Annotated in this window: 20 protein-coding genes and 3 pseudogenes; 11 read left to right on the forward strand and 12 right to left on the reverse strand. The window is 61.5% G+C overall.

The genetic code is table 11. The features are described from left to right. From NCT32_RS31250 to NCT32_RS31265, 4 genes are all read left to right on the forward strand, one after another. Positions 1-567, forward strand: a 567-nt coding sequence (locus NCT32_RS31250) for a glucose PTS transporter subunit EIIB (RefSeq protein WP_250491111.1), incomplete at its 5' end; no start/stop codon positions are given. Positions 568-799: 232 nt separating this feature from the next. Further along, positions 800-3,196, forward strand: coding sequence for a phosphoketolase (locus NCT32_RS31255; RefSeq protein ID WP_250491112.1), 2,397 nt, complete (start codon positions 800-802; stop codon positions 3,194-3,196). A 169-nt stretch (positions 3,197-3,365) separates the two neighbouring features. After that, positions 3,366-5,036, forward strand: a complete 1,671-nt coding sequence (locus NCT32_RS31260) for a DUF3300 domain-containing protein (RefSeq protein ID WP_250491113.1) — start codon at positions 3,366-3,368, stop codon at positions 5,034-5,036. Between the two features lie 11 nt (positions 5,037-5,047). Then, on the forward strand, positions 5,048-5,974 hold the full coding sequence (locus NCT32_RS31265) for a DUF2950 domain-containing protein (RefSeq protein ID WP_250491114.1): 927 nt from the start codon (positions 5,048-5,050) through the stop codon (positions 5,972-5,974). 154 nt (positions 5,975-6,128) lie between these two features. Here the strand turns inward: NCT32_RS31265 and NCT32_RS31270 are convergent, their stop codons facing one another. The 6 genes and pseudogenes from NCT32_RS31270 to NCT32_RS31295 all read right to left on the reverse strand — a co-directional run bounded on the left by NCT32_RS31270 (position 6,129) and on the right by NCT32_RS31295 (position 14,336). Then, complete coding sequence (locus NCT32_RS31270) at positions 6,129-7,097, reverse strand: universal stress protein (protein WP_250491115.1); 969 nt, start codon at positions 7,095-7,097, stop codon at positions 6,129-6,131. 77 nt (positions 7,098-7,174) lie between these two features. Then, on the reverse strand, positions 7,175-7,858 hold the full coding sequence (locus NCT32_RS31275; RefSeq protein ID WP_250491116.1) for a CBS domain-containing protein: 684 nt from the start codon (positions 7,856-7,858) through the stop codon (positions 7,175-7,177). Between the two features lie 256 nt (positions 7,859-8,114). Further along, entirely contained in the window at positions 8,115-8,957 is an 843-nt protein-coding gene (locus NCT32_RS31280) for a GGDEF domain-containing protein (RefSeq protein ID WP_250491117.1), read from the reverse strand. A gap of 780 nt (positions 8,958-9,737) precedes the next feature. Further along, positions 9,738-11,243, reverse strand: coding sequence for a LysR family transcriptional regulator (locus tag NCT32_RS31285; protein ID WP_250491118.1), 1,506 nt, complete (start codon positions 11,241-11,243; stop codon positions 9,738-9,740). Positions 11,244-11,731: 488 nt separating this feature from the next. Continuing rightward, positions 11,732-12,655 (reverse strand): annotated as a pseudogene (locus NCT32_RS31290) (solute carrier family 23 protein); the annotation flags it as partial. A gap of 736 nt (positions 12,656-13,391) precedes the next feature. Next, complete coding sequence (locus NCT32_RS31295; protein ID WP_250491119.1) at positions 13,392-14,336, reverse strand: LysR family transcriptional regulator; 945 nt, start codon at positions 14,334-14,336, stop codon at positions 13,392-13,394. A 104-nt stretch (positions 14,337-14,440) separates the two neighbouring features. On the opposite strand from NCT32_RS31295, the gene NCT32_RS31300 reads away from it, so the two are divergent. Further along, positions 14,441-15,208 carry an SDR family oxidoreductase gene (locus NCT32_RS31300; protein ID WP_250491120.1) on the forward strand — a complete coding sequence of 256 codons (768 nt, stop codon included), beginning with the start codon at positions 14,441-14,443 and terminating at the stop codon, positions 15,206-15,208. A gap of 23 nt (positions 15,209-15,231) precedes the next feature. Next, complete coding sequence (locus NCT32_RS31305; protein ID WP_250491121.1) at positions 15,232-16,308, forward strand: alkene reductase; 1,077 nt, start codon at positions 15,232-15,234, stop codon at positions 16,306-16,308. Between the two features lie 401 nt (positions 16,309-16,709). Here the strand turns inward: NCT32_RS31305 and NCT32_RS31310 are convergent, their stop codons facing one another. From NCT32_RS31310 to NCT32_RS31330, 5 genes are all read right to left on the reverse strand, one after another. Then, positions 16,710-16,886: a hypothetical protein gene (locus NCT32_RS31310; RefSeq protein ID WP_250491122.1), complete on the reverse strand. Its 177-nt coding sequence runs from the start codon at positions 16,884-16,886 to the stop codon at positions 16,710-16,712. A gap of 220 nt (positions 16,887-17,106) precedes the next feature. Then, positions 17,107-17,661, reverse strand: coding sequence for a hypothetical protein (locus tag NCT32_RS31315; protein WP_250491123.1), 555 nt, complete (start codon positions 17,659-17,661; stop codon positions 17,107-17,109). Between the two features lie 11 nt (positions 17,662-17,672). Next, positions 17,673-18,215 (reverse strand): hypothetical protein, encoded by a 543-nt coding sequence (locus tag NCT32_RS31320; RefSeq protein ID WP_250491124.1) that lies wholly within the window; start codon positions 18,213-18,215, stop codon positions 17,673-17,675. Between the two features lie 24 nt (positions 18,216-18,239). Then, positions 18,240-18,788: a hypothetical protein gene (locus NCT32_RS31325; RefSeq protein WP_250491125.1), complete on the reverse strand. Its 549-nt coding sequence runs from the start codon at positions 18,786-18,788 to the stop codon at positions 18,240-18,242. Positions 18,789-19,243: 455 nt separating this feature from the next. Further along, positions 19,244-19,954, reverse strand: a complete 711-nt coding sequence (locus tag NCT32_RS31330; RefSeq protein ID WP_250491126.1) for an SOS response-associated peptidase — start codon at positions 19,952-19,954, stop codon at positions 19,244-19,246. Between the two features lie 197 nt (positions 19,955-20,151). Here NCT32_RS31330 and NCT32_RS31335 point away from each other — a divergent pair. The 5 genes and pseudogenes from NCT32_RS31335 to NCT32_RS31355 all read left to right on the forward strand — a co-directional run bounded on the left by NCT32_RS31335 (position 20,152) and on the right by NCT32_RS31355 (position 23,037). Then, positions 20,152-21,101: pseudogene (locus NCT32_RS31335) on the forward strand (Ku protein). A 1-nt stretch (position 21,102) separates the two neighbouring features. Continuing rightward, positions 21,103-21,927, forward strand: coding sequence for a tetratricopeptide repeat protein (locus NCT32_RS31340; RefSeq protein ID WP_250491127.1), 825 nt, complete (start codon positions 21,103-21,105; stop codon positions 21,925-21,927). A 55-nt stretch (positions 21,928-21,982) separates the two neighbouring features. Next, positions 21,983-22,192 (forward strand): YjzC family protein, encoded by a 210-nt coding sequence (locus NCT32_RS31345; protein ID WP_250491128.1) that lies wholly within the window; start codon positions 21,983-21,985, stop codon positions 22,190-22,192. A 15-nt stretch (positions 22,193-22,207) separates the two neighbouring features. Further along, a complete protein-coding gene (locus NCT32_RS31350; RefSeq protein WP_250491129.1) occupies positions 22,208-22,531 on the forward strand; it encodes a DUF4148 domain-containing protein in 324 nt (107 codons plus the stop codon). Next, positions 22,498-23,037: a hypothetical protein gene (locus tag NCT32_RS31355; RefSeq protein WP_250491130.1), complete on the forward strand. Its 540-nt coding sequence runs from the start codon at positions 22,498-22,500 to the stop codon at positions 23,035-23,037. The genes NCT32_RS31350 and NCT32_RS31355 overlap by 34 nt, the downstream gene beginning before the upstream one ends. Positions 23,038-23,071: 34 nt before the next feature. Here the strand turns inward: NCT32_RS31355 and NCT32_RS31360 are convergent. Then, positions 23,072-23,258: pseudogene (locus NCT32_RS31360) on the reverse strand (hypothetical protein); the annotation flags it as partial.

Here is a 23,258-nt window from a genome sequence, read left to right on the forward strand (position 1 = left end):
CGTGATCTCGTGCTCGCGTTCGGCGGCCGCTCGAACATCAAGAGCCTCGATGCGTGCATCACGCGGCTGCGGATCTCCGTGAACGATCCATCGCTCGTCGACGATGCGCGGCTAAAGGCGCTCGGTGCGGCGGGCGTCGTGCGTGTCGGCAACGGCGTGCAGGCAATCTTCGGGCCGCTATCGGAAAACATGAAGACCGACATGCATGAATACCTGCAGAAAGCGGGCAGCGAAGCCGATCTTTCAACTGCTGATGCGCCTGTCTCGGCGACCGAGATTGCAACGACGGCTCAACGAGCCGTTCCCACCCTGGACGTCGCGCAGCAGACCGCGCGGGCGGAGAAGATCTGCGCGGCACTAGGCGGTGCTGCGAACATCGTCAAGCTCGAACTGCTCGCCGCGACGCGCCTGCGGGCCCGCCTCAACAATGTTTCCCGGCTGGACACCAACGCATTGATCGCAGCCGGCGTGCCAGCGACTCAGTCGCTCTCCAATGGAGAACTGGATTTGATCGTCGGCCTCGAAGCGGCCAGCCTCGCGCGATCGATGCATCTGAACCGCCAGTAAGCGCCTGGAATTCGCCGTCTCGATAGGCGCCCGAACGCAAGCATCTCATTATTTGGCGGCACTTGCCGAACTCGGCCTTCTACGCTGGGTTGGGGCGTCCGCGGTGGTCGTCAACCGCGCGTATTGGCTGGGCAGGCCAATATGCGAGGCTCCGGGGCGATTCTCCCATAACGTCGCGCGCACAGGCGCGACATGCAATTCCGATATACCTTCATTAAAAGGAGACGTCGTTATGAGCAAGCATTCCAGGTCCGAGCCCCTGCAAACATCTGCTCTCGCGAGCGATGACCTGCGCCTCCTCGATGAATGGTGGCGCGCGTGCAACTACCTTTCGGCGGGCATGATCTTTCTCGTCGACAATCCCCTTCTGCGCGAGCCGCTGAAATCCGAGCACGTGAAGCATCGCCTGCTCGGGCACTGGGGCGCGAGCCCCGCGTTGTCGTTCGTGTGGGCGCATTTGAACCGCGTCATCAAGCGCGACGATATCGACGTGATCTTCATGGCGGGCCCGGGTCATGGCGCACCCGGTGTGCTTGGACCCGCGTATCTGGAAGGTACGTATTCGGAGGTTTATCCGGACAAGAGCGAAGATGCTGAAGGCATGCAGAAGTTCTTCAAGCAGTTTTCCTTTCCAGGACATATCGGTTCGCACGTGACGCCTGAAACGCCGGGATCGATTCACGAAGGCGGCGAGCTCGGCTACAGTCTTTCGCACGCCTATGGCGCGGCGCTCGACAACCCCGACTTGATCGTTGCGTGCGTCGTCGGCGACGGCGAAGCTGAAACCGGACCGCTCGCAACAGCATGGCACTCGAACAAGTTCATTAATCCCGCGCGCGACGGCGCCGTACTGCCGATCCTGAATCTCAACGGCTACAAGATCGCCAATCCGACAATCCTCGCCCGAATCAGCCATGAGGAATTGGAAGCGTTGTTCGTCGGCTATGGATATCGGCCTTACTTTGTTGAGGGATCCGATCACGATGAGATGCATCGGAAGATGGCTGAAACGCTCGACGCCGCCATCGCCGAAATCCGGGCGATCCAGGACAAGGCGCGCAACGAGAAGGAAATCGAACGGCCGCGCTGGCCGATGATCGTGTTGCGCTCGCCCAAGGGCTGGACCGGCCCGAAGGAGATCAACGGACATAAGGTGGAAGGTTCATGGCGCTCGCATCAGGTGCCGTTTTCTGATGTGCATACCAACCCAGCGAATCTCGCGGTCCTCCAGAGCTGGATGCAAAGCTACAGGCCCGACGAACTGTTCGACCAGACCGGCCGGCTGCGTGAAGAGATCCGCGCGCTCGCACCCACCGGAACGCGGCGCATGAGTGCGAGCCCGCACGCGAACGGCGGCGTGCTGCGCAAGAAACTCAAGCTCCCCGATTTTCGCGACTATGCTGTCGATGTCGGACAGGCGGGCAAGATCCAGCACGAGAACACGCGTCCGCTCGGCGCGTTCTTGCGCGACGTCATGCGCTGCAACATGAACACCTTCCGCGTGTTCGGTCCCGACGAAACGGCTTCGAACCGCCTGCAGGCAATCTACGAAGTGAGCAAGAAGGTCTGGATGGCCGACCTGCTGCCCGAGGACGGCGACGGTGGCGAACTGTCTCGCGACGGCCGCGTGATGGAGATGCTTTCCGAGCACACGCTGCTGGGCTGGCTCGAAGGTTATCTGCTAACTGGAAGACACGGCTTCTTCCACACGTACGAAGCTTTCGCGCATGTCATCGACTCGATGTTCAACCAGCACGCGAAATGGCTCGATATCTGCAAGAACCACGTGCCTTGGCGCGCGTCGGTTTCGTCGCAGAACATTCTGCTCTCGTCCACGGTATGGCGCCAGGACCACAATGGCTTCTCGCATCAGGATCCGGGCTTTATCGATCTCGTCACTAACAAGAGCCCGTCAGTCACGCGCGTCTATCTTCCGCCCGACGCCAACACGCTGCTCGTCGTTGCCGACCAGTGCCTGCGCTCAACCGACTGCATTAACGTGATCGTCGCGGACAAACAGAAGCACCTGCAGTTCACGACAATCGATGAAGCGATCGTGCACTGCGCGAAAGGCATGGGCGTGTGGCGTCGCGCGAGCAACGACGAGAACGATGAACCGGACGTGGTCATGGCTTCTTGCGGCGACGTGGCGACGCAGGAAGCGCTGGCCGCGACTGCCATCCTGCGCGAGCGTTTGCCGGAGCTCAAGCTGCGCTTCGTGAACGTGGTCGACCTGTTCAAGATGCAACCCAACACCGAACATCCGCACGGGTCCAGTGTCCGCAATTTTGAAAGCCTGTTCACGCTCGACAAGCCGGTGATCTTCAATTTTCACGGCTACCCGTGGCTGATTCACCGGCTCGCTTACCGCTTCCGCAATCATGAAAACCTGCATGTGCGCGGCTATAAGGAGAAGGGCAACATCAACACGCCCCTTGAACTGGCAATACTAAATCAGGTCGATCGTTTTAATCTCGTGATCGACGTGATCGACCGCGTGCCGCGTCTGCGCGACAGGACCGCGCATCTGAGAGAGGACATGAAGAACGAGATCATCATGCACCTCGATTACGCGCATACGCACGGTACCGACAAGCCTGAGATTTCCGAATGGGTCTGGCCATTCTGAACTCGCCGTGTATCCGCCCTTTCGGAGCGTGATGACGCGGCGCCCGCTTAACGTCCTGCACGGCGCGCAACGGCGCTTTCGCGTCGCCGTAGGGGGGCTGTGAGGAGAACGCGGTTGCGACGCTTGAACGATCGATTCGCCGCCGTACCGGGAGAATGAGGGAATGGCCATGGCGACAAGGATCGTGCGATTACTGAGCGCCGGCTTCGGCGTCGTCGTGTTGGCGGGCTGTCAAAAGCAGGAAGGTCAGCCGGCACAGATCCCGCCGGCATCGGCGGCCGCACCCGCCTCCGCTCCCGCATCGTCGGCAACCGCGCCGCTTCCTCCACTCCCCGCGTCGGCAGCCGCGCCGGCGCCCGCCTCGGCAGCCGAGCCGGTTGCACAACCGCAGGCCCAGCAATACCCGCCCGAGGAACTCGAGGCGCTGGTCGCGCCGATCGCGCTCTATCCGGATTCGCTGCTGTCGCAGGTGCTGATGGCGTCCACGTATCCGCTCGAAGTCGTGCACGCGGCGCGCTGGGTCAAGGACCATCCCAACCTGAAGGGCGAAGCCGCGGTGAAGGCGGTTCAGGACCAGTCGTGGGATGTCAGCGTCAAGTCGCTGGTGGCGTTCCCTCAGGCGCTCAAGCCGATGAACGACAAGCTCGACTGGACCCAGCGGCTCGGCGACGCGTTCCTTGCCCAGGAGAAGGACGTGCTTGCCGCCGTGCAGCGGCTCCGGATTCGCGCGCAACAGGCGGGACATCTGAACTCGAACCCGCAACAGAAGGTGATCGTCGAAGCGCCTCCCGGCGGCGGCCAGCCCGCGCAGCCGGCTCAGGGCGGTCAGACGGTCCAGGCGCCTCAGACCATCGTGCGCATCGAGCCCGCGGATCCGCAGGTCATCTACGTGCCCTCCTACAACCCGACGGTCGTCTATGGCGGCTGGAGCGCACCTGCCTATCCGCCGACGTACTGGCCGCCGTACCCGGCGTACTATCCCGGCGCCGCGCTCGCGAGCGGCTTCGCGTGGGGCCTCGGAATCGCCGCCGCCGGCGCCATCTTCGGCGGCTGCAACTGGAACAACGGCGATGTGAACATCAACGTCAACAAGGCGACGAACATCGATCGCAACTTCGACCGCACCAAGGTCGAAAGCGGCAAATGGCAACACGACTCGCGACATCGCCAGGGCGTCGCTTACCGCGACAACGCGACCCGCGACAAGTACTCCCGGGGCGTACAGGGTGCCGACGCGCGCCGCGACTATCGCGGGCGCACGGGCGGCGCGCAGAAGCGGGCCGGCGTGTCCAATCGTGCAGCGGGCAATGCGGGCGCCGCGAATGGCGCAGACCGCACGAACAATGCGAACGTCGCCAACCGGGCCGGCGCGGGCAATCGGGCCAACACGTCCGATCGCGGGGCGGCGGCGGGCAACCGCGCGCAGACGCCCAACCGCAACGCCGGGGCTGGCACTCGCGCACAGACGGCGAATCGAAGCGCGGAGACAGGCAATCGCGCACAGACGGCAAATCGAAGCGCGGAGGCAGGCAATCGCGCGCAGACGGCGAATCGAAGCGCCGAGGCTGGCAATCGCGCCCAAGCCTCCGACAGGAGCGCCGCAGCCGGCAATCGCGCGCAGACCACGCCGAACCGTGGCGGCACGGCGGGCGCGCAGGGCAATTTCGGCGGCGGCGGATATTCGGGCGGCGGTCGCGACACCGCGTTCCAGGGCGTGGGCGGCGGTGGCGGCGCGGCGCAACGCGACTACAACCGCGGACGATCCAGCGTTCAATCGTCGGGCTTCAACCGTCCGAGCGGCGGCGGTGGCGGCGGCGCTCGTGGCGGCGGCCGGCGCTAAGGAGAACGACCATGAACGGACTTCCGCCTGTCAACCGTTGCTTCGCCGGATGGCTATCGTCGCTGGCGCTGGTACTGGCGCTCGGCCTCGCGCCGCTTCCGGCCATGAGCGCGCAGTCGTTCTTCCCGTCTCCCGATGCGGCGATGGACGCTTTCGGAACGGCCGTCGGCAACAATGACGAGGGCGAGCTGAAGGCATTGCTCGGCGCCGATTTCCGGCGGTTAATCCCTCCGCCAGGTGCCGAGATTCGCGACAAGTTCATGAGCGGGTGGCAAGCGTCTCACACGCTCAAGGCTAACGACAGCGACCATGCCCAGATCGCGGTCGGGAAGGACGGCTGGACGCTGCCCATTCCGCTCGTGAAGACGGCGCAAGGCTGGCACTTCGACACGCGCGCAGCTGTTGATGAGATGCGCCTGCGCCGCATCGGGCGCAACGAGCTCGCTGTGATTCAGACGATGCTCGCGATCTACGATGCGCAGCGCGATTACGCGTCTGCGTATCGCGACGGTGCCAACGTCTATGTCTATGCGGACAGGTTCACGAGCACACCCGGCAAGCACGACGGACTGTACTGGCAGACCGGCCCTGGCGAGGATCCGAGTCCGCTCGGACCTGCGTTCAAGAGCGCAGGCGCGCGCAATGCGGCGCAGAGCGGGTACTACGGCTACCACTACAAGCTGCTTCGCGCCCAAGGACCCCATGCACCCGGAGGCGCCTACGACTACATGGTCAAGGGCCGCCTTTTCGGCGGCTTCGCCGTGATTGCGTGGCCGGCCAAGTACGCAGAGACCGGCATCAAAACTTTCATGGTCAGTCACGATGGCCAGGTTTACGAGCGCGACCTGGGTCCGGACACCTCGAAGAAGGTGCAGAAGATGACGAAGTTCGATCCGGGACCTGGATGGGACAAGGCGTCCGTCGAGACGTTGCCCTAAAGATGCGGCAGCAACTGGACTGTCGTCGGATCGGCCGTCGTGGAGTTTTCGCCTAAGACCGCCGAATCCCGGTCATCGTCTTGTACCTCGCATTGCTTGCTCGTAGCACCGTCCGGCAATGTCAAACGTCACTTGGCCTCGACTCGTACCGCGTTCATCGTGGCCCGTCATGCGATTCTCGAACGAGCACCAACCGGATCTCCGCGAGACTTGCCACCCGGTTCGGAACACTGCCGAGGTATGATCGCGCGCCTCCTCGCCTGCCGTGTGTTCCCATGATCATCAGATCAGCATCCCAGCGCTTTGCTTCGCGCAAAAGCGCGCTCGATACGTCATCGTCGCTGACTTCGGTGCTGACCAGATGAGCAGACACTTGCGACGGCGCGACCGTCTGCAGGATTTGCAGTCGGTCAACCGCCGCGGTGATCGCACGCTCTCCCTCGTTGACGAAGGCGTCCTCCAGCAACGCCTTAGGGGCGAAATCGCCGTCGCATATGGCACGGTCCACGACATAGACGATGCGTACCTCTGTATTCGCCGTCGCGAGCATGGCGCCCGTGCCCAACGCCGCGAACGACGACGGACTGCCATCGATTGCAAACAAAATGCGCTGAACATCACTCTGCGAATTTTCGTATCCGGCAGGAACGACAACCATAGCGCACGGGGTGAGCCGGCCCAGCCGGTCTAGCACCGACGGATCGAACCACCTGACCAGACCATGATGCTGCCGCATGACCACGATCAGCAAGTCTATGCGGCGCTCCTGCGCCACTCTGGTGAGCGCATGCGCTACATCGCCTCTTTCGGTCTCGAGATCGATCACTTGAGTACTCACGGCGAGAGTCGAGTTGGCGAAGGTGCTGCTCGCCATCTCGACAATGCGTTGCGCCTCAGCCAGTGATCTCGTTCGCGCGACGTCGAGGCCCACGCCGGCAAGTGCTGCGTGGGATGCGAGTCGTTCGAGGTCTGGCGTCACGGCGACGATCGTGACTTCGGAGCTGGGTCTCGCCAGTCGCCGCACGATCGCGCCGGCGCTTCCGGCGGCCTCGGAGAAATCGACACAAAGAAGAATTCGCCCGAATCCGCCGCGATGCCGCGGCGTGTGCTCATGTTGTTGCATGACTTGCCTCCCGCGGCTTAAAACTGCCGCGTGCTGCGTTGCATGGCAGGGAACCAGCGCATGCAACACCCCGACGGCTAAGCGTTCGGCGAACGCCCGAAGTGCGCGACTACGTCTTTGACCCCTGGCGCGTTCTCCGCAGCCACGCGAATGGCGTTGCCTTCTTCTGAGGCGACGACCGGCCCCCAAAGATGCACGACGCCGTTCTCGACAATGACGTTCTCTCGCGCAATCGCCCAAGGCTGACCTTCCATCGCCTTGAGTACGTCTTCACGAATCGCGCGATCGCCGTTCTCAGCCACACTGGGCACGTCGGGCGCCATGGTGACAAGCGCGCGAATTAGGTTCGAGCGGCTCACGATGCCGACGACCTTGCCGTCCTGCATTACTGGCACGCGCTTGATCCGCCGACGCTCGAGAATCTCCGCAATGTCGCCAACCGGACACGATTCCGTCACCGTCGTGACATTGGTGCTCATCACATCTCTGACCTTCCTCGCATGCTCCTTCACGTACTGGCTTGCCAGCTCGGTCGTCGACGCCACCATTTCAAGCCACCAGGCCCGCTGCTTTACTCCAGTGCCGATTTCGGCCCGGTGCATAAGATCACCTTCCGTGATCATGCCGAGCAGCCTGCCGGACTCGTCGACCACAGGCATCCCGCTGATACCGGCAAAAACCATCATGCCGGCGGCATTTCGCACCGACATGTCGGGACTGGCGGTGATGATCGAAGTCGTCATAATGTCTGAAGCTCTCACATTTATCTCCTCCGACAAAGAAAGCGCCCTGTTTGCCTTGCAGAGCTTTTTCCGCCGACATGAATGTAGATTAATCACCCTTAGCTCAATAAGCAAAGTCGACACGGGCGCATGGAATCCTATCGGGGCACGCACAATCAACTGACTTACGGCGTTGGGATAGCATATGCTTTCCAGCGAGTCCGCGAGAACTCGTCTTCGACCCGCATAGGCGACGGCGTGTTGCGGTACGCCCTGCTTTCATCCCGGATGAGGCTCAGAAGGCGATGCTTTTGCCAAGTGTGGTTGAGCAAATCTGGTTGCGCCCGGACATTTTTGCTTCTTGCATTTCAAGGCTAGCGGCAGAGAGAAGACTAGCCGGCGCGATCGTGCGAAGTTGCGCACAGGTCGCGCTTCCAACGCTGACCGTGACGTGCCGGAAGGCGCTTGCGCAGTGTCGAATCCGCACGCGCTCCACCATCACTCTGATCTCACTCGCAAGCTCAGTGGCTTTGCCTGCGGAGGCGCCAGTCATCAAGACAGCGAACTGGTCTCCTCCGAAGCGGGCAATAGCGCAACCGTACCGTCGCCCCGCTTCTTCAATACAATTTGCAATCGAAACCAGCGCTTGATCCCCTCGAGCACGTCCGTAGGTAGTGTTGAACTGCCCGAAGTGGTCCACGTCGATAGCGAGGAGCGCTAGAGGCATGCCATGACGGCGAGCACGATCCCATTCTCTGCACAGTTGGGTCTCAAAACTGTGCCGATTGAGAAGGTGGGTGAGCGAGTCGGTCGATAAAAGCTGCCTTAGCTTTTTCTCCTCGGGATGCTCGTGCAGCACAAACGAGAATAGCCAACTGGCGGCCACGCCAGCGAGACTGAGTGCTACGGCAATAACAATTACCCCTGCATTGCGAAACACGACCGGCACATTGACGAGCCACAGACCGAGCAGGCCAATCGAGACGCCGGTGCCGACTATTCCGACAACGACAGGATTGAACGCGAGCGCCCGGCCGTCGCGGGGAAATAAGAAAAGTTCGATGATGCCCGCACTTTTGCCCGCCGGGCGGCTGCGGTAGTAGTGACGCGTAGTCATAGCAGTTTTAAACCTCGACATGACGCCGGTCCCTTGTGGGTACCGGGACAGTCTTCAGGCTCGAGCTTCTGGCTCGAATCATAGTGGACTAGTCAAGCAAATGATAGCGTCTCGTCGCGACGCGCTCCGCGACGCATTGCCGCGAGCGAACGCTCAAATCCGGCTTATTAGAGCGCGCATTCGAGGCATCGGTCTTTTGTTTGCGACGTAAAGCACCGCGGTGTTCCGTAAATCGCTGGCTTCCCGAGAACACGACTTTGAGCGGGAGAAACGCGGCAAGTGAGTCGTGCGGGCTGCATCGTCAACTCAGACGGCAAAGTGTAATGCCGACGTTGCGGCTGTCAATGGTTTTCTGGCGAAGCTTAATGCTCCGAAAAACGTCGCGAAAATGCATAAACTGGATGGGTTAAGGCTGATGCCCCCGCCCGATGCTACAGCGCAGTTACGCGGGAGGACGCGGAACGTCATGACGACCGTTAGGACCAACGGGTGCCGGCCCTCGTGGGCGCAACGGACAGGGTGAACGCCATGGAATTCGTTGTGTCGCTCGTGATCTTTCTGGGTGGTCAGAATCGCATCGGTCCTGATCTTCGACTCTTCGGCTCCGATTGCATCGGGACCAAAAATCGCCGCCGAAGCGGATGACGCGGCCTCGATGCATTCCTTGGGCAAGCCCGTCAAAGGCGCTCTGCTCGTCCGAGCGTCAAGATGATAAACACACGCTCGCCTAGCCGCCACCAACGCCGGAATCGAATTCTGACTCTTGTTGCACGAACTTCTCGGCGGTCTACTTTACGCGCGTTAGCGGCCGAGGGTCACGCGGCAGAAATGCGTCTCCGAATAGTCTGCGAACAGTCGCGTTTTCCGCGGCAAGTGTGCGCGCGCCGGATAGACGATCGACACCTCCATACCGGACTCGTTAACGGAATACGCTTGAAGTAGGCGAACGAGTGCACCGTCCTCCACATCCGGAAGCACCAAACCGCTCGGCAAAACCGAAAAACCAATAGTGTTGAGCGTCGCAAGACGGGCCAGATTTCCATCGCTGACCGACAGCACTGGCGCGAGCGTGACGTCCTCGGCGACCCCAGACTCATGACGGAAGGTCCAGGTCTGACCGCGGATGTCGTCCTGGACGCAAACAGACGGAAGGCTTCGCAGGTCAACTGGCGCAGTGGGCACACCATGCTCAGTCAGAAAAGCGGGCGTAGCTACCGGGACGAACGCCTCCACACCGACTGTCCGCCTGGTGATATCCGGGTGGTCGAACGGGCCGGCAACGATACCGACGTCGTACGCTTTCTCGTCGAAATCACTGTCTCTGTCAGTGATCGTCAGCCGCACTTCCATGTTCGGATACAGCGAGTGAAATCCGCTGACGAGATCAGTTAAAGTCGGATGCGACAGGATCGACGACGCTAGAACGCGCAATGTGTCCTTCGGTTTGTCCTCTGTTTGCGTGAGCATTGCGTCGAGCTGATCAAGGTCCTCCAGGAACGCTCGGCAACCCTCGAGGTAACGTGCGCCTAGCCGCGTCAGCGATACCTCGCGAGTAGTGCGATCTATCAGACGCGTGCCTAAATGTCCTTCAAGCAAGGCAATAGCGCGGCTGACCATCGCATTAGATCCACCGAGTTCGCGAGCAGCGCGCCGAAAACTTTCTTTCTCCGCTACCAGTACGAAAACTCGCATTGCATCAAGGACCTTCGCACTCGTCGATCGCGTCGGCCCGGATTGCTCGTCGCCGCCCTTAGCGGTTGCGATTGAGGCAACTGCATGGCCGATCGAATCGGTGACAAGAGGTCGAACATTGCGCTCGCTACAAGAAATTTGAACGTCGTCCGTTTGACGTTGCCCGACGGCGCAACTGCCTTCTCGCAGACGGCAATCTGTCGCCGGATCGGTAGCCGCGAGCCCTGTCGTGGAGGCCTCCGTACCTCGTTTCGCAGCTGCGTGCCTGAACACTCGAGCCCGCTCCGCCTCCGCTATTACTCGCTTTTTAGCTAACGACCGGCCGAGTGACGCGTATCCCATTACCGCTTCGAATTCCTTCGGGTGATGGCGCTTGTACCTATTAAAGAAATCATCCCCTGGCAAGCCGTTATCGGCCGTCATTAGGCAGCCATAGTCCACCGCAGCACAACTGCTGAGAAGTCCGATGGCAGCTTCCAAAGTTCGGTAGCGCAGGACGAGCGGCTCGCCTTCCTGGAAAAATTGATGAAGTCGCTGGTACGGCACGACCTCCTGATTCGTCGCAGCCCGTCGCAAGAGACGAGCGATGGCATTGGTTCGTTCGATATCGGTCATGCCACGTCCTCCCAGAACTAAGCACTCTTACCGACAACATCGATGAAGTCGCCGACCACGCGCCTCGGAGAAGTCAGCCAGTTGTAAACAGCTAAATATTGATTTACCAAATATACCTAGACAAACGGGGAGTCAAGATTCAAGCGTTTTCGCACCTGCAAACGAGAAGGGGCCGGAAAGGCATTTCTTCCGGGCCTTGATCTTCCACCATGAGGTTGCCTCGCTCCGACGGACGGATTTGCAGCCATAGTTTCGAATTCCCTTCGCTGACGCGTACGTTGATACGGTCGGTTCAATTGAGTACGCGTCGGCTGGCCAACAGCTCTTGCTTTCAGTTTCGGCAACCGGCCATGGACCGTCATCCGATTGCGCAATCTACCTGGCACTCAGACGACGGCCACATCAGTAAAGAGACGTTCCCTCGGTTTCGTTCAATACAGCGTCATAGCCGTACGTTCAAGCTTCCTCGCGCGGATGCGATACGCAATTCACGCAGGTTCCTGATCAAACTCCCGGTCGCTCACCTCGAGCTCGTCGTCATCGTAGGTTTCGAGTTCGCGACCAGGCAGGCACAGATTGAGCAGAACTGCCACCAATGCCCCAACGGTGATGCCGGATCCGAATACCTCTTTCATGAATGCCGGGAATTGGGACAGCAGTTCTGGCCTGAAGGTCACAGCGAGACCACAACCAATCGATACGGCGATAATTAGACTGTTGCGTTTGGTCTGCTCAGTCTTGCCGAGCATCCGAATGCCGGCGGCGACGATCATCGCGAACATCATCAGCCCTGCCCCACCCAATACCGGTTGCGGAATCGTGACCACCAGAGCGCCGAGCATGGGGAACAAGCCTGCCAGGAGCAGCATCACGCCGGTCAGCATTACCACATACCGGCTGGCGACCCCAGTCAGCGACACTACGCCGACGTTTTGCGCAAAAGTTGACAGGGGCGGACTAGACATCAGCGCAGCGAACGCAGATCCAACACCATCGCATAGGATTCCGCGTGCTAACTTCTTGCCCGGCATAGGTGTCTGCGTTGCTGCTCCCAGTACCATGAACGTGCCGGTGGTTTCCACGATTGTGACGAGGAAGGCCAGCGACATAGCGACGATGCCCGAGATTGGGAAGCTCAAGCCAAAGTGCATGGGCTGCGGTAACGCGATGATGGGCGCAGCGCGGAGTTGCGCAAAGTCGATCATTCCCAGCGGCAGGCACACCAAGTAACCGATAAGCATGCCAAGTACCACCGCGGATGCCGAAACGATGCCCTTGCCCCACTGAACGAACGCAATGACCAGTACCAGCACAAAGCCTGCAATTGCAAGGTTACCGGGTGCTCCATAACGGGCGCTGCCGAAGCCGCCAGCGGCCCAGTCGACGGACACAGGTATCAGGGAGAGACCGATCGAAGGTCTGGTCGACCGACGACCGTCCGAGGAAGTTCCGGTCGAACCCAACTCGAGGTGAGCCGCACGCCGATGCGCGACGAGCTCGCGCGATTAAGGCAGCAAGAGTTTTTGAGCAAGATGTCGCGCTCAGGCACCTTCGCGGGCACAGTGACACGGCGCGATGTCGAACCTCGAATGGCCGTTCCCTGAAACGAAGCAGAACTTTGAACGTCCGTGGGACGGGAGGGCCGAATGGCAGTTCCTGGCCGCCTGCCGCCGGAAGCGGTCGGCCCTAGCCGACCCACAACGGCCGGCCGTGGTCTCTTAAAGCGGCCGTTCACAATCTCCGTCTCTCTCAAGTAGGTTGGAGCTTGCGCGCACAAAACCATCGCCGAGATCGCACGAGTAACAATTTGCGGTGATCGTCGACGTGTGATGAACGACTCCGCCTACATGCGCGACCCGCCAGACTCGGTCTTGGGGTCGCGATGCTGGCCGCTTCCCACGTACTGCCGGCTCCGGCCGGCGACAAGCTCTTCGTTTGCTGCCCGAATTGTATTCAGGCGCAGGCATGACTCCCCTCTACCACGCTTCGCGGCGGCTTCTACCCCAGCAAGATGAGGTGGGTTCATCGAGTTTGCGATGGAGATTTTTCGGCAGATCGGTAAAGGCGCAAACATTGACTGGGACGAAGCACGAGCGTGTAACGGATCGCATATCCAACCGATGACCGAGTATTCCTTGACGACAAGCGCTAGGAAGTGTGAGCTTGCACCAGTACGTCCCAGGGCGCAGGAGACGGAAACAGGTCCTGCAAAAATCGTACAAACGCTCGCACCGCCGGGTTGCTTCGCCGGCTCTCGGGCCACACGGCATGCAAATGGAATCGGTCGTAGGCGAACTCATGCAGCACCGGCACGAGTTCGTGCCGTCGAACGAATGGCGCCGCGATGTACGTCGTCGAAATCCCGATACCGGCGCCGGCCGCCAACGTCGCAGCAATCGCGTCGCTGACGTCGATAATTAAGCTCGATGCGGGCGTGAACTCGACGAGCTTGCCTCCCATGTCGAATGGCCACGCAGCCTCCTGCCCCGTCGACTGATATCTGAAGTTCACGCAATCGTGTCGCAAGAGATCGTTTGGATGCTGCGGCACGCCTCGCTCCCGCAGATATGCCGGCGACGCGAACGCGCAAATCCGATGCGGTGCGAGACGGCGCGCGATCAACCGCGTGTCGCCGGGATCGCCGACGCGAATGGCGACATCCACGCCCTCCTCGATCAGATCGACGTATCGATCACTCAGGCGCACATCGACGGTCACTTTCGGATGCTGCCGGCAAAATGCGGGCAACGCGGGCGCAAGGATGTTCACGCCGACGGGCAACGGCGCCGTTACTTTGAGCGTTCCGGCCGGCTGCGCGCGCGCGGCGGCGACGCCTTGCTCGATACCTTCCGCCTCGCGCAATAACCGTTGCGTGCGCTCCAGAAGATCCCGCCCCTCCGGCGTCAGCGTCAGCGAGCGCGTGGTCCGACTGAACAGCTTGAGTCCGAAGTGCTGCTCCAGCCGCTGGATGCTTTTGCTGATCGCCGATGGCGAAACGGATAGCGAACGCGCGGCGGCCGTATAGCTGCCAAGGGATGCGGCGCGCGCGAATGCGATCAGCCCAGTCAATCTTTCGATAGCGATTTGTTCCATGATGGCATCATTAAAGCGAATTGCTGCCCAATTATCAATCCAGGTTTCGCGAATTAACCTTCTCCCATCGACGCCAAACCGGCGAAGTCAAAAAGGAGAAGGACATGAACGCGAATGCGCAAGCGCAGGACGCACAGGCCACGGAAGTCGCCAACGGCGCATTGGCAGGCAAGACCGCACTGATCTTCGGCGGAACGTCTGGCATCGGACTCGATTCGGCTCTTCAGGCGAAGCGCGCGGGCTCGGAGGTCATCGTCGTAGGCCGATCGGCGGATACGGCTCAACGCGTCGCCGCGCAACATGGCTTCGCCGGATGGCGTGCAGCCGACGTGACCGATGCGCACGCGCTGCAACAGGCGGTAAGCGACATTCCGAAGGTGGATCATCTGGTCTTGCTGGCCGGCACCTTCGTCGCGGGGACGGTGCGCGAGGCGGACGTCGCGCATCTGCGGAACGCGTTCGAGGAACGCATCTGGGCCGCCGTGCATGTCATTCGCGCGCTGGGCGACCGCTTGAGCGCCGATGGCTCAATCACCTTCATCTCGGGCAGTCTCGCCGACCGTCCGAACGCCTACGGCACCGCAATGCTCGCCGCGGCATCCGCTGCGATGGAAGCGCTCGCGCGCGGCCTAGCGCTCGAACTCGCGCCTGTGCGCGTCAACACGCTGTCGCCCGGTCCGATCGACACGCCCATCCTGCGCAAGGCGCTCGGCGACGCGCGCGATGCGGTCGTTGCAAACATGGAGAAGACGCTGCCGCTGCATCGTCTCGGCACCGCCAGCGAAGCCGGCGCCGGCGTGGTGTTCCTGATGACCAATGGCTTCATGAACGGAGCCACGCTCAACGTCGATGGCGGCGCGCGCCTCGTGTAACCCCAAAGCCAACGGAGAAAGACATGACCACGCTTTTCGACCCTATCCGGCTGGGTGATATCGAAGCGCCCAACCGCATCTTTATGGCGCCGATGACGCGCGCGCGAGGTACGCGGGATCACGTGCCGACATCGATCATGGCGCAGTATTACGCCCAGCGCGCGAGCGCTGGACTCATCATCAGCGAGGCGATCGGCATCTCGCAGCAGGGCTTGGGATGGCCCTTCGCGACCGGCCTCTGGTCCGACAAACAGGTGGCGGGCTGGCTGCGCGTCACCGACGCGGTACACGCGGCCGGCGGGCGCATCATCGCGCAGCTCTGGCACATGGGGCGCACCGTGCATCCCAGCTTCAATGGCGGCGTGCAGCCGCTATCAGCGTCGGGCACGACCGCGCCGGGACACGCGCATACCTATAACGGCAAGCAGCCGTACGTCGCGGGCAGGCCCATGCGCACGGACGAAGTGCCTGCGCTCCTCGACGATTTTCGCCGCGCGACGCGAAATGCGATGCGCGCGAGGTTCGATGGCGTGCAGGTGCATGCCGCCAACGGGTATCTGATCGACGAGTTCTTGCGCGACGGGACCAACTTCCGCGACGATGCCTACGGCGGCAGCATCGAAAATCGCGTCCGGCTGCTGAAGCAAGTTACGCAGGCGGTGATCGAGATTGCCGGCGCTGGCCGCACCGGGGTGAGGCTCACGCCCAACGGCACCGACCAGGGTGTGCGCGACAGCGATCCCGAGCCCGTGTTCGTCGCCGCGGCGCGGACACTATCGGCGCTCGGTGTCGCACATCTGGAATTACGCGAGCCGCCGATGAACGGGTCTTTCGGCGCATCCGATCGGCCGCCCGTCGCGCCTGCCATCAGGAAGGCCTTTGCGGGCGTGACCATCCTGAATTCGGATTACGCTCTCGATCGTGCGGCGGCGGCCATCGCCGGCACAGAGGCGGACGCCATCGCCTTCGGCCGACCGTTCATCGCAAATCCAGATTTGCCGCAGCGTTTCAGCGCAGGCGCTGGGTTGGCGGCCGATAAGGACGTGTTGTGGTTCACGCAGGGACCCGAAGGCTATCTCGACTACCCCGCTCTTGCCTGAACAGATGAAGGTCCGCTCCTGGGCGGCTTGAGGCAGTGCGGGCGGCAATCAGCTTACCGAACAACGGCCATTCAGCGAGGGCGGACGAGGCCTCCGTTAGCCAAACTGGACGACGACCTCGACCGGCCGCTCATGGCCGATTGTGTGAGGTCGCCAAGGGCCGCTTGGAGGCGCAATACGGGACGCTTTTGGGTACCTTGTCGACGTCTCCTCAGTCGCACGACGTAAGCGCAAGGTCCTCTGGTGCCCAGACGGTCGACGCAAGAAAAGCGGTTACTAGCTCGTGACGAGCAGACCTGCATTTGTCCCAATCGATGAACAGCACGCACTTCCGGAGGTCAAGAACGTCGCCGGCCTTAGCGTACTCTCGATATATCAGGGAACGCCATAGCAACGAGCGCCTACACAGGTGCCTGCTGCGAACGCACGAGGATCGGCAGTGGCCGGCCGGATGCGGCCAGCGAAGCAGACCACACGTAGTCGTTAGCATCTGCGAGCAGGTTTTCTGCCGCATTGATCGCAGAGTTGCCAACGTCCGTCACGTGACGCGCATCCGACGCACGGGCCAGATCGTCCAAGGCCGGCAAGATCCGTCCTCTCGCCGCTCGATTTCGAAAGCCTGCACGCGCCACATCTAACGGCAATTGCCCGAGAAATTACCCAAGAAAACCAAACTTCTTGTTCTCTTCATGAGACCAAAGGTACCCATGAATAACGGTTTATTTATCGTCTGGCACACGTTAGCTGACTGGCTCTCCGCGATTGCAAACGCCCAAGACCAGATCGGCGTGTTGTGCGTCAGAACCCAATTCGAAGCGGCTCCGGATGGTGGCGTGTAATCACGAGTCTCGCGGCGGGCGCGTATCCCCTTTCCATGGTCGGGCTGTCGAATTGACGGCAGGTGGAACCGTCGGGACCGAGTCCCGAGCGCGCCACCAAGGACTGCTCAGGCCCAGCGGGTGCAAAGTACACGGTCACCTCGCTGCCGCGCCGGAACGGAATCGAGATGCGTGGTCCCCACGCGGATTCGATGATCGGATCGCCGCTGCAATCCGTCGATCCAAAAACACCCGACGATACGGCAAGCCATTGGAAATCGGTCGCTGAGAAGTGATAGCTCGCGTCCTGAACTCGCGTGAGCGGTACGACCGTGGTCGCGTGACCGGCCGTGAACGCCACGCCGTTTCCCCCACTGAAACTTGTGAGATCGCCGATAACGCGACCGTTCGCATCAAACACCTTCACGGCGCGACGCTCTGCATGACGTTCATAATCCTCAGCGCTAGATGCGATGGCGAAGCACACCAGCAGTATTGCGAACAGACAGCGCTTCATATCGACCTCCGTCGGCACGAGCGATGGCGTCAATAGACGATGTGCAGCGGTTCGGGATGCCGCTCCGACAGCGGATAGCTGCTTCTCACTGCCCAGTACAGCGCGCCCTCGTCGAATGGCGTCGCGCTGCACGACGTCGCGCCGGTGCTGTCGGTCTGGCGCAGCGAATACACGTGCACGTTTCCGGAATACCCCTTCACCGCGGTATAAACCGTCACGTCGACGCCCGTTCTGACCGCGATCGCTGGAGTCGGACTCGCCGAGTACGGCACGAGCACGCCGCCGCTGCAATCGGTCGATGCATAGCCCACGGATGAATCAGCGACCCACGTGTATTCGGACGCAGAGTATTGCAACGGACCGACGAGTTTGTGATCGACCGTCACGAAGACCGGTTCGCCGTCGATCGCGATATACACGCCGTTCACGCCGCTGAAATACTCCAGCGGCCCGACCGCCCTTCCCTGCGCGTCATACACCGTCGGCAGACGCGCTTCGTCGTGTGAATCGCGCTCCCCCGCAAACGTCGCGCTCGCTCCGATGACGAGCAGCGCAACGAGGACTCGGCACATGAACGTCTCCGTCGATTGCATGGATCAGTAGTGGATGGTCAGCGGCTCGGGATAGTGCGCCGACAGCGGATACGTCGTCTCGGACCGGAACGCGGGCACGGGCGCGGTCGACGGCGGCACGTGGCCGATAACAGGCGGCGGCGTGCAGTGGGACCCGTCGGAGACGGCGACGATCTTCGCCGGAGCCGAAACGGTATCGCCCGCGATCAGCAGTGTGACGTCGGTGCCCGTTCTCGTCGCGATGGATGGCCGCGGGCCGCTGCCCGGCGAAATGATCGGCGAATCGCTGCAATCGGTGGTCGAGTAGTTAAACGGCCCGAACGTCCACCATTGAAATTTGGAGGAGTCGATGTGGTCGGGATCGATACGCAGCCAGGTCACTGCGGCGAAGACGGTCGCGCCGTTAATGGAGAGATATACGCCGTCATAGCCATGATAGGAAGCGAGCCGGCCAACGAGCTTGCCTTGCGCATCGAACACTTCCAGGGCACGATGATCCCGGTGCCGGCGCCAATCCTGTGTGTCGTCTGCATGAGCAAGAAGCGACGTTGGGCTCATGACCAAGGCGAGCATGAGCAGTAACCAACGATGCATGTGCGCCTCCTTCGACCAAGCGCGCCCTCGAGGCCCGCGGATCGAATCTGTCTGCTCAATGAGGATAGGCTCGCGACGTCCTTATTTCAAGACCGACAGTCGTTTGATATCGTTCGGATGGCAAGCCTACGGTCGTTGGCAATGGGTTGAGGCGCGCGGATTAGAGCTCGCGCTGTTACACGCCGCGACTGAGGTCCCTGACAGATCCTTCGCAAGCTTCACCAGCGCCCCTGCACAGACTCGCCATCCTCAAAAGACGCTTATACGCCGCGTTGCAGTCATCCGGCGGCGAAAGGCAGAGGTCCCTTGTTGGCCGGTTTTTGCCTTTCGCTGGCCGACGACAAACTGGCCGCCGAGGCCGATGGACTATCGACTCGGGCGCGTCGGCCATCGCGTTTCCTCCGAATATCCCGACTCAGTATGCCGGCGCGCGTTCAGCCGCCGTCGTCCGCAAGCAGCGACGCTTGAGCCAGATCGATGTTAGGCGTTGACTTCGGCTTGGCAGTCCGCGGCGGCAGTGGAAAAGGCTCGGCGTGTATCGCGTCAGCCGGATAAAGCTGCAGGAACGACCGCGCTTCGTCCGTACTTTTGCAAGAGAGCCAGTCTTCGTACTCGGTCGGCGGAATAATCACGACTGACCGCTTCTCTGCTCCCGGCCGATGAAATCGCTTCATCAGCGGGTGCTCATCGGCGTTCACTGTCAACATCGTGAAGCTGGCGCTTGTCGAGCCGTCGGCCGGATCCTTCCACTCACGCCATAGCCCCGCGATCGCGAGCGGAGAACCATCCGCCATGCCGATGCGCCAGCGCACGGCCTTTCCCGTCTCGTAATCGGGCTCGTAAAACCGATAGCATGGGATCAAGGCAAGCTGTAGCTTGTTCCAGGCGGACCGGAAACTCGTTTTCAGCCCGACCGACTCCGAACGAGCATTCATCGTGTCGAACGCCTTGACCACCTGCGGAATGAATTTTCGCGGGACCATGCCGAACGTCGCAGCGTCCGTCGAATAGTCACCGTTGATGCGGCGAAAGATCGGCGCGGCGTAATCCTTGTAGATCTCCGGCTTGTAGTCGAAATTTGGCACCGGGAACAGGCTGAAGACGTCGAAGCGGTCTTTCGGATTAGACTCGTAGCTGGTGCACACTTTTCCCTCTCCTGTGCCGAACGGGTGAGCTGCTGGAGCGCGGTCTGACGCCGCCCAACGGTGTATCGGGGTCGCGCGACGACCGGTCGTGGCACCTATTTTGCACGAATCGCCCCGTTGGCCTTGCCGCCTAGCCGTTGCGCCGCCTACTTGTGGCGAGATGTGGCCGGCCAGATAACCTACCCCGAGAGGTTCGTATGGCTGCCCGATCGATCGCATCGATGACGCTCAGTTTTGGACTCGTTTCCGTTCCGGTGAAGGTCTACACGGCCACGGAGAGCAAGTCAGGCGTGGGTTTCAACCTGATGCACAAAGAGTGCGGAACCCGGTTGAGACAGCAGTATGTTTGCCCGGCCGATGGGAAAGTCGTCGAGCGCGCCGATATGGTCAAGGGCTACGAGTTCGAGAAAGAGAGGTATGTGATCTTCGAGAAGTCGGAACTGGAGGCGCTGGAAGCGAGCGCGAGCCACACGATCGATATCGTGTCGTTTGTGCCAACCGAGGCGATCGACCCGATATACCTCGACAAGCCCTATTACCTCGCCCCCGACAAGCGCGGCGGCAAGCCGTACCGGCTGCTGCAGGAAGCCATGAAGGACAGCGGCACTTGCGCCGTAGCCCGTTGGACCTGGAAGGGCAAACAGCACATGGTGCAAGTGCGCGCCGGCAGCGACGGCTTGATCCTCCAAACCTTGCTCTACGCCGACGAAGTCCGTTCCCAGGCCGATATCGGCATTGAAGAGACGGATATTCAACCGACAGAGCTACAGCTCGCCGAGCAACTGATCGAGCAGTACCGCGTCGACAGCTACGACGCCGCCGCGTACAAGGACGAAGAAAAGGAGCGGATCCTCGCGGAGATCGACAAGAAGATCGCGGGCAACTGATCACCGCCGCGCCCGCCGTCGAGCAGCCCGGCGGGCAAGTCATCGACCTCGTAGAAGCCCTGCGCGCCAGTCTGAAGAAAAAGCCCGCCGCAGCAGAACAACCGACGGCTGCACCCCGCGCCGCACGGAAGACGGCCCGAGCCGCCGCACCGACGCCTGAACCGGCGGAAGAAGCACCGGCCCCTAAACGCCGGTCGGTCCGCCGCGCGGCCACCGAGGAACAACCCGCGCCAGCACGCAAGACCGGCACAAAGAGGTGACATGCCAGAGCACGGCTACAGCCTGCGGAAAGTCCAGCGCATGCTGGGGGTCTCCCGAACCGTCGTAGAAAAGCTGGTAGCGGCCGGCTTTGTTTCGCCGAGCGGCGAGCGGCGGGACTGGCGCTTCACGTTTCAGGACATCGTCATGCTGCGGACGGCGCAGGCATTGCGCGTCGCGGGCGTCTCGCCCGTAAAAATCGTCCGCGCCCTCAATCACCTGCGCAAGAGTTGGGGCCACGAAGGGTCGCTCACCGGTGTGCGCATCGCGGCTGTGGGCGACCGCGTCGCGGTGAGGGACGCGGCAAGCCGCCAGTGGGACGCGGAGACCGGCCAGCTGCTTCTGGACTTTGACGGGAAACCTGCCGCGTCGAACATCGCTTCCCTGCAGGCGCCGCTGGCCAACAAGGCTCGCGAAGACGCAACCGACCTCTTCTACCGCGCCCGATCGTTGGAGGACGAGGACATCACCGCCGCGGAATCCGCCTATCGAGCGGCGCTTGTGCGTGCTCCCGACTATACCGACGCATCGTTGAACCTTGGCGGCATCCTCATGGACACCGAGCGGTTCGAGGACGCCATTGCGGTCTACCGCGACGCGCTGCGCTATCGACCGAACGATCCGGTTTTGCTGTTCAACCTTGGGGTAGCGCTCGAAGATCCCGGGCGGTTTGGCGAGGCATTGCGATCGTATGAGCTTTGCATCGAACACGCGCCGGATTTCGCGGATGCACACTTCAACGCCGCGCGCATCCATGAAGAACTCGGCGACGCGACGAAGGCGCTTCGCCACTTCAACGCATACCGCAATCTGCAAAAGGGCCCGTGATCATAGCGGAACGAGTTTTGCTCTACGCCGACTGAACAACAACGAGGAGGCAGAAATGGCAGATCAACACAAACCCGGCGAGAAGGTCCAAACCTCGGGCATCTACAAGGTCGTGAACGAAGGCGATGGCGGCTCTGGCTTCGAAGTGACGTGCGTCGAGGGCGAGCATTTCCCGCCCACCCGAAGCGGCAAAGGCGCCCACTACGAGTTGGTCCATGCGGCCACGCACTCGCACAAGCACAGCGAGCTTGGCAGCGGCGACTAATTGCGACTGGGCACCATGGGCGCGACACCCAAACGCTTGTTGTTTGCCTTTGCGTCGGCATCTTTGCTCGCCGGTTGCGTAGCCGTCGGAGAGATGCCTCCGCCCGGCAGATACCTCACGGACCGCGAGTGCAATGACCTGACTGCGCTAAAGAAAAATGCGAGCCCCACGATGGCCGAGCACCAGTCAGAGTTAGCCGCGTTGCGAAAAGCGGGATATGACCCATCCCCGTTCTGGGACGACCCCTACTATCCCGAAGACCTGCAGGCCGCGCAGCGCCTTGTTGACTACTGGTACCGGATGGAATGCGCGCCAACACAGCCGCCAGTGAACCGGTGACCGACGTACACTCGATTCGAACGACGGACGCGCGGCAACTGTCGATCGCCATCACCAAGGCCCGCGTCATTCCCGGCTCTCCAGCGAGGGTGACGTTCGCCCTGCAAAATCGTTGCGACTGCGATTTCGAGGTCGTCAGCAGCGCATTTGAGATCAAGCGCACGTACATCGGCGCGCGTCACGCGCTGCCGAAAGCGGGATGGGGTTACGCCGTCACGGACGCGGTGGCGCCCGGAACGTCGCTTCCGGCACGCAGCGAACTGTTGACGACGTTCGAAGCAGATACACGCACGACATTCCGCGGAGCCGTTCCCGCGACGGCACCGGCTGCCCTTGAGCCGCACTACTACTTCGCTGGGCGCCTTTTGTATCGGCGGTTTCGCGGCGAACTGTTTGAGACCCGCCTATACCGCCGGCTTGCCTACCCCGAACTCGAATGCTGGATCATAGAGCCGAATGATGCCTGCCTAAACAAGGAAGGCAGCGTCGTCTTCGCCTCAACCTGATTTGCTTCACGCGCTAAGGTTCGCCCGCGCACCGTTACTGTATCGGCGGAACCGTGCCGAGCTTTTCTGCGAGCATCCGCTCGTAGACACCGAAGTGAAGGTCGACTTCCTCTTGCGTGACAGCCTCAACAAAGATGTTGATCTGAACTGACAGGTCGGCAGGCCGATATCGACCGGCTTCAGGTACGCCGCAGGCAAAGGATGCGCTTCGAGAATGCCCT

This window comes from Caballeronia sp. INML2, assembly GCF_023631365.1.
GTDB classification, from domain to species: Bacteria; Pseudomonadota; Gammaproteobacteria; order Burkholderiales; family Burkholderiaceae; genus Caballeronia; species Caballeronia turbans.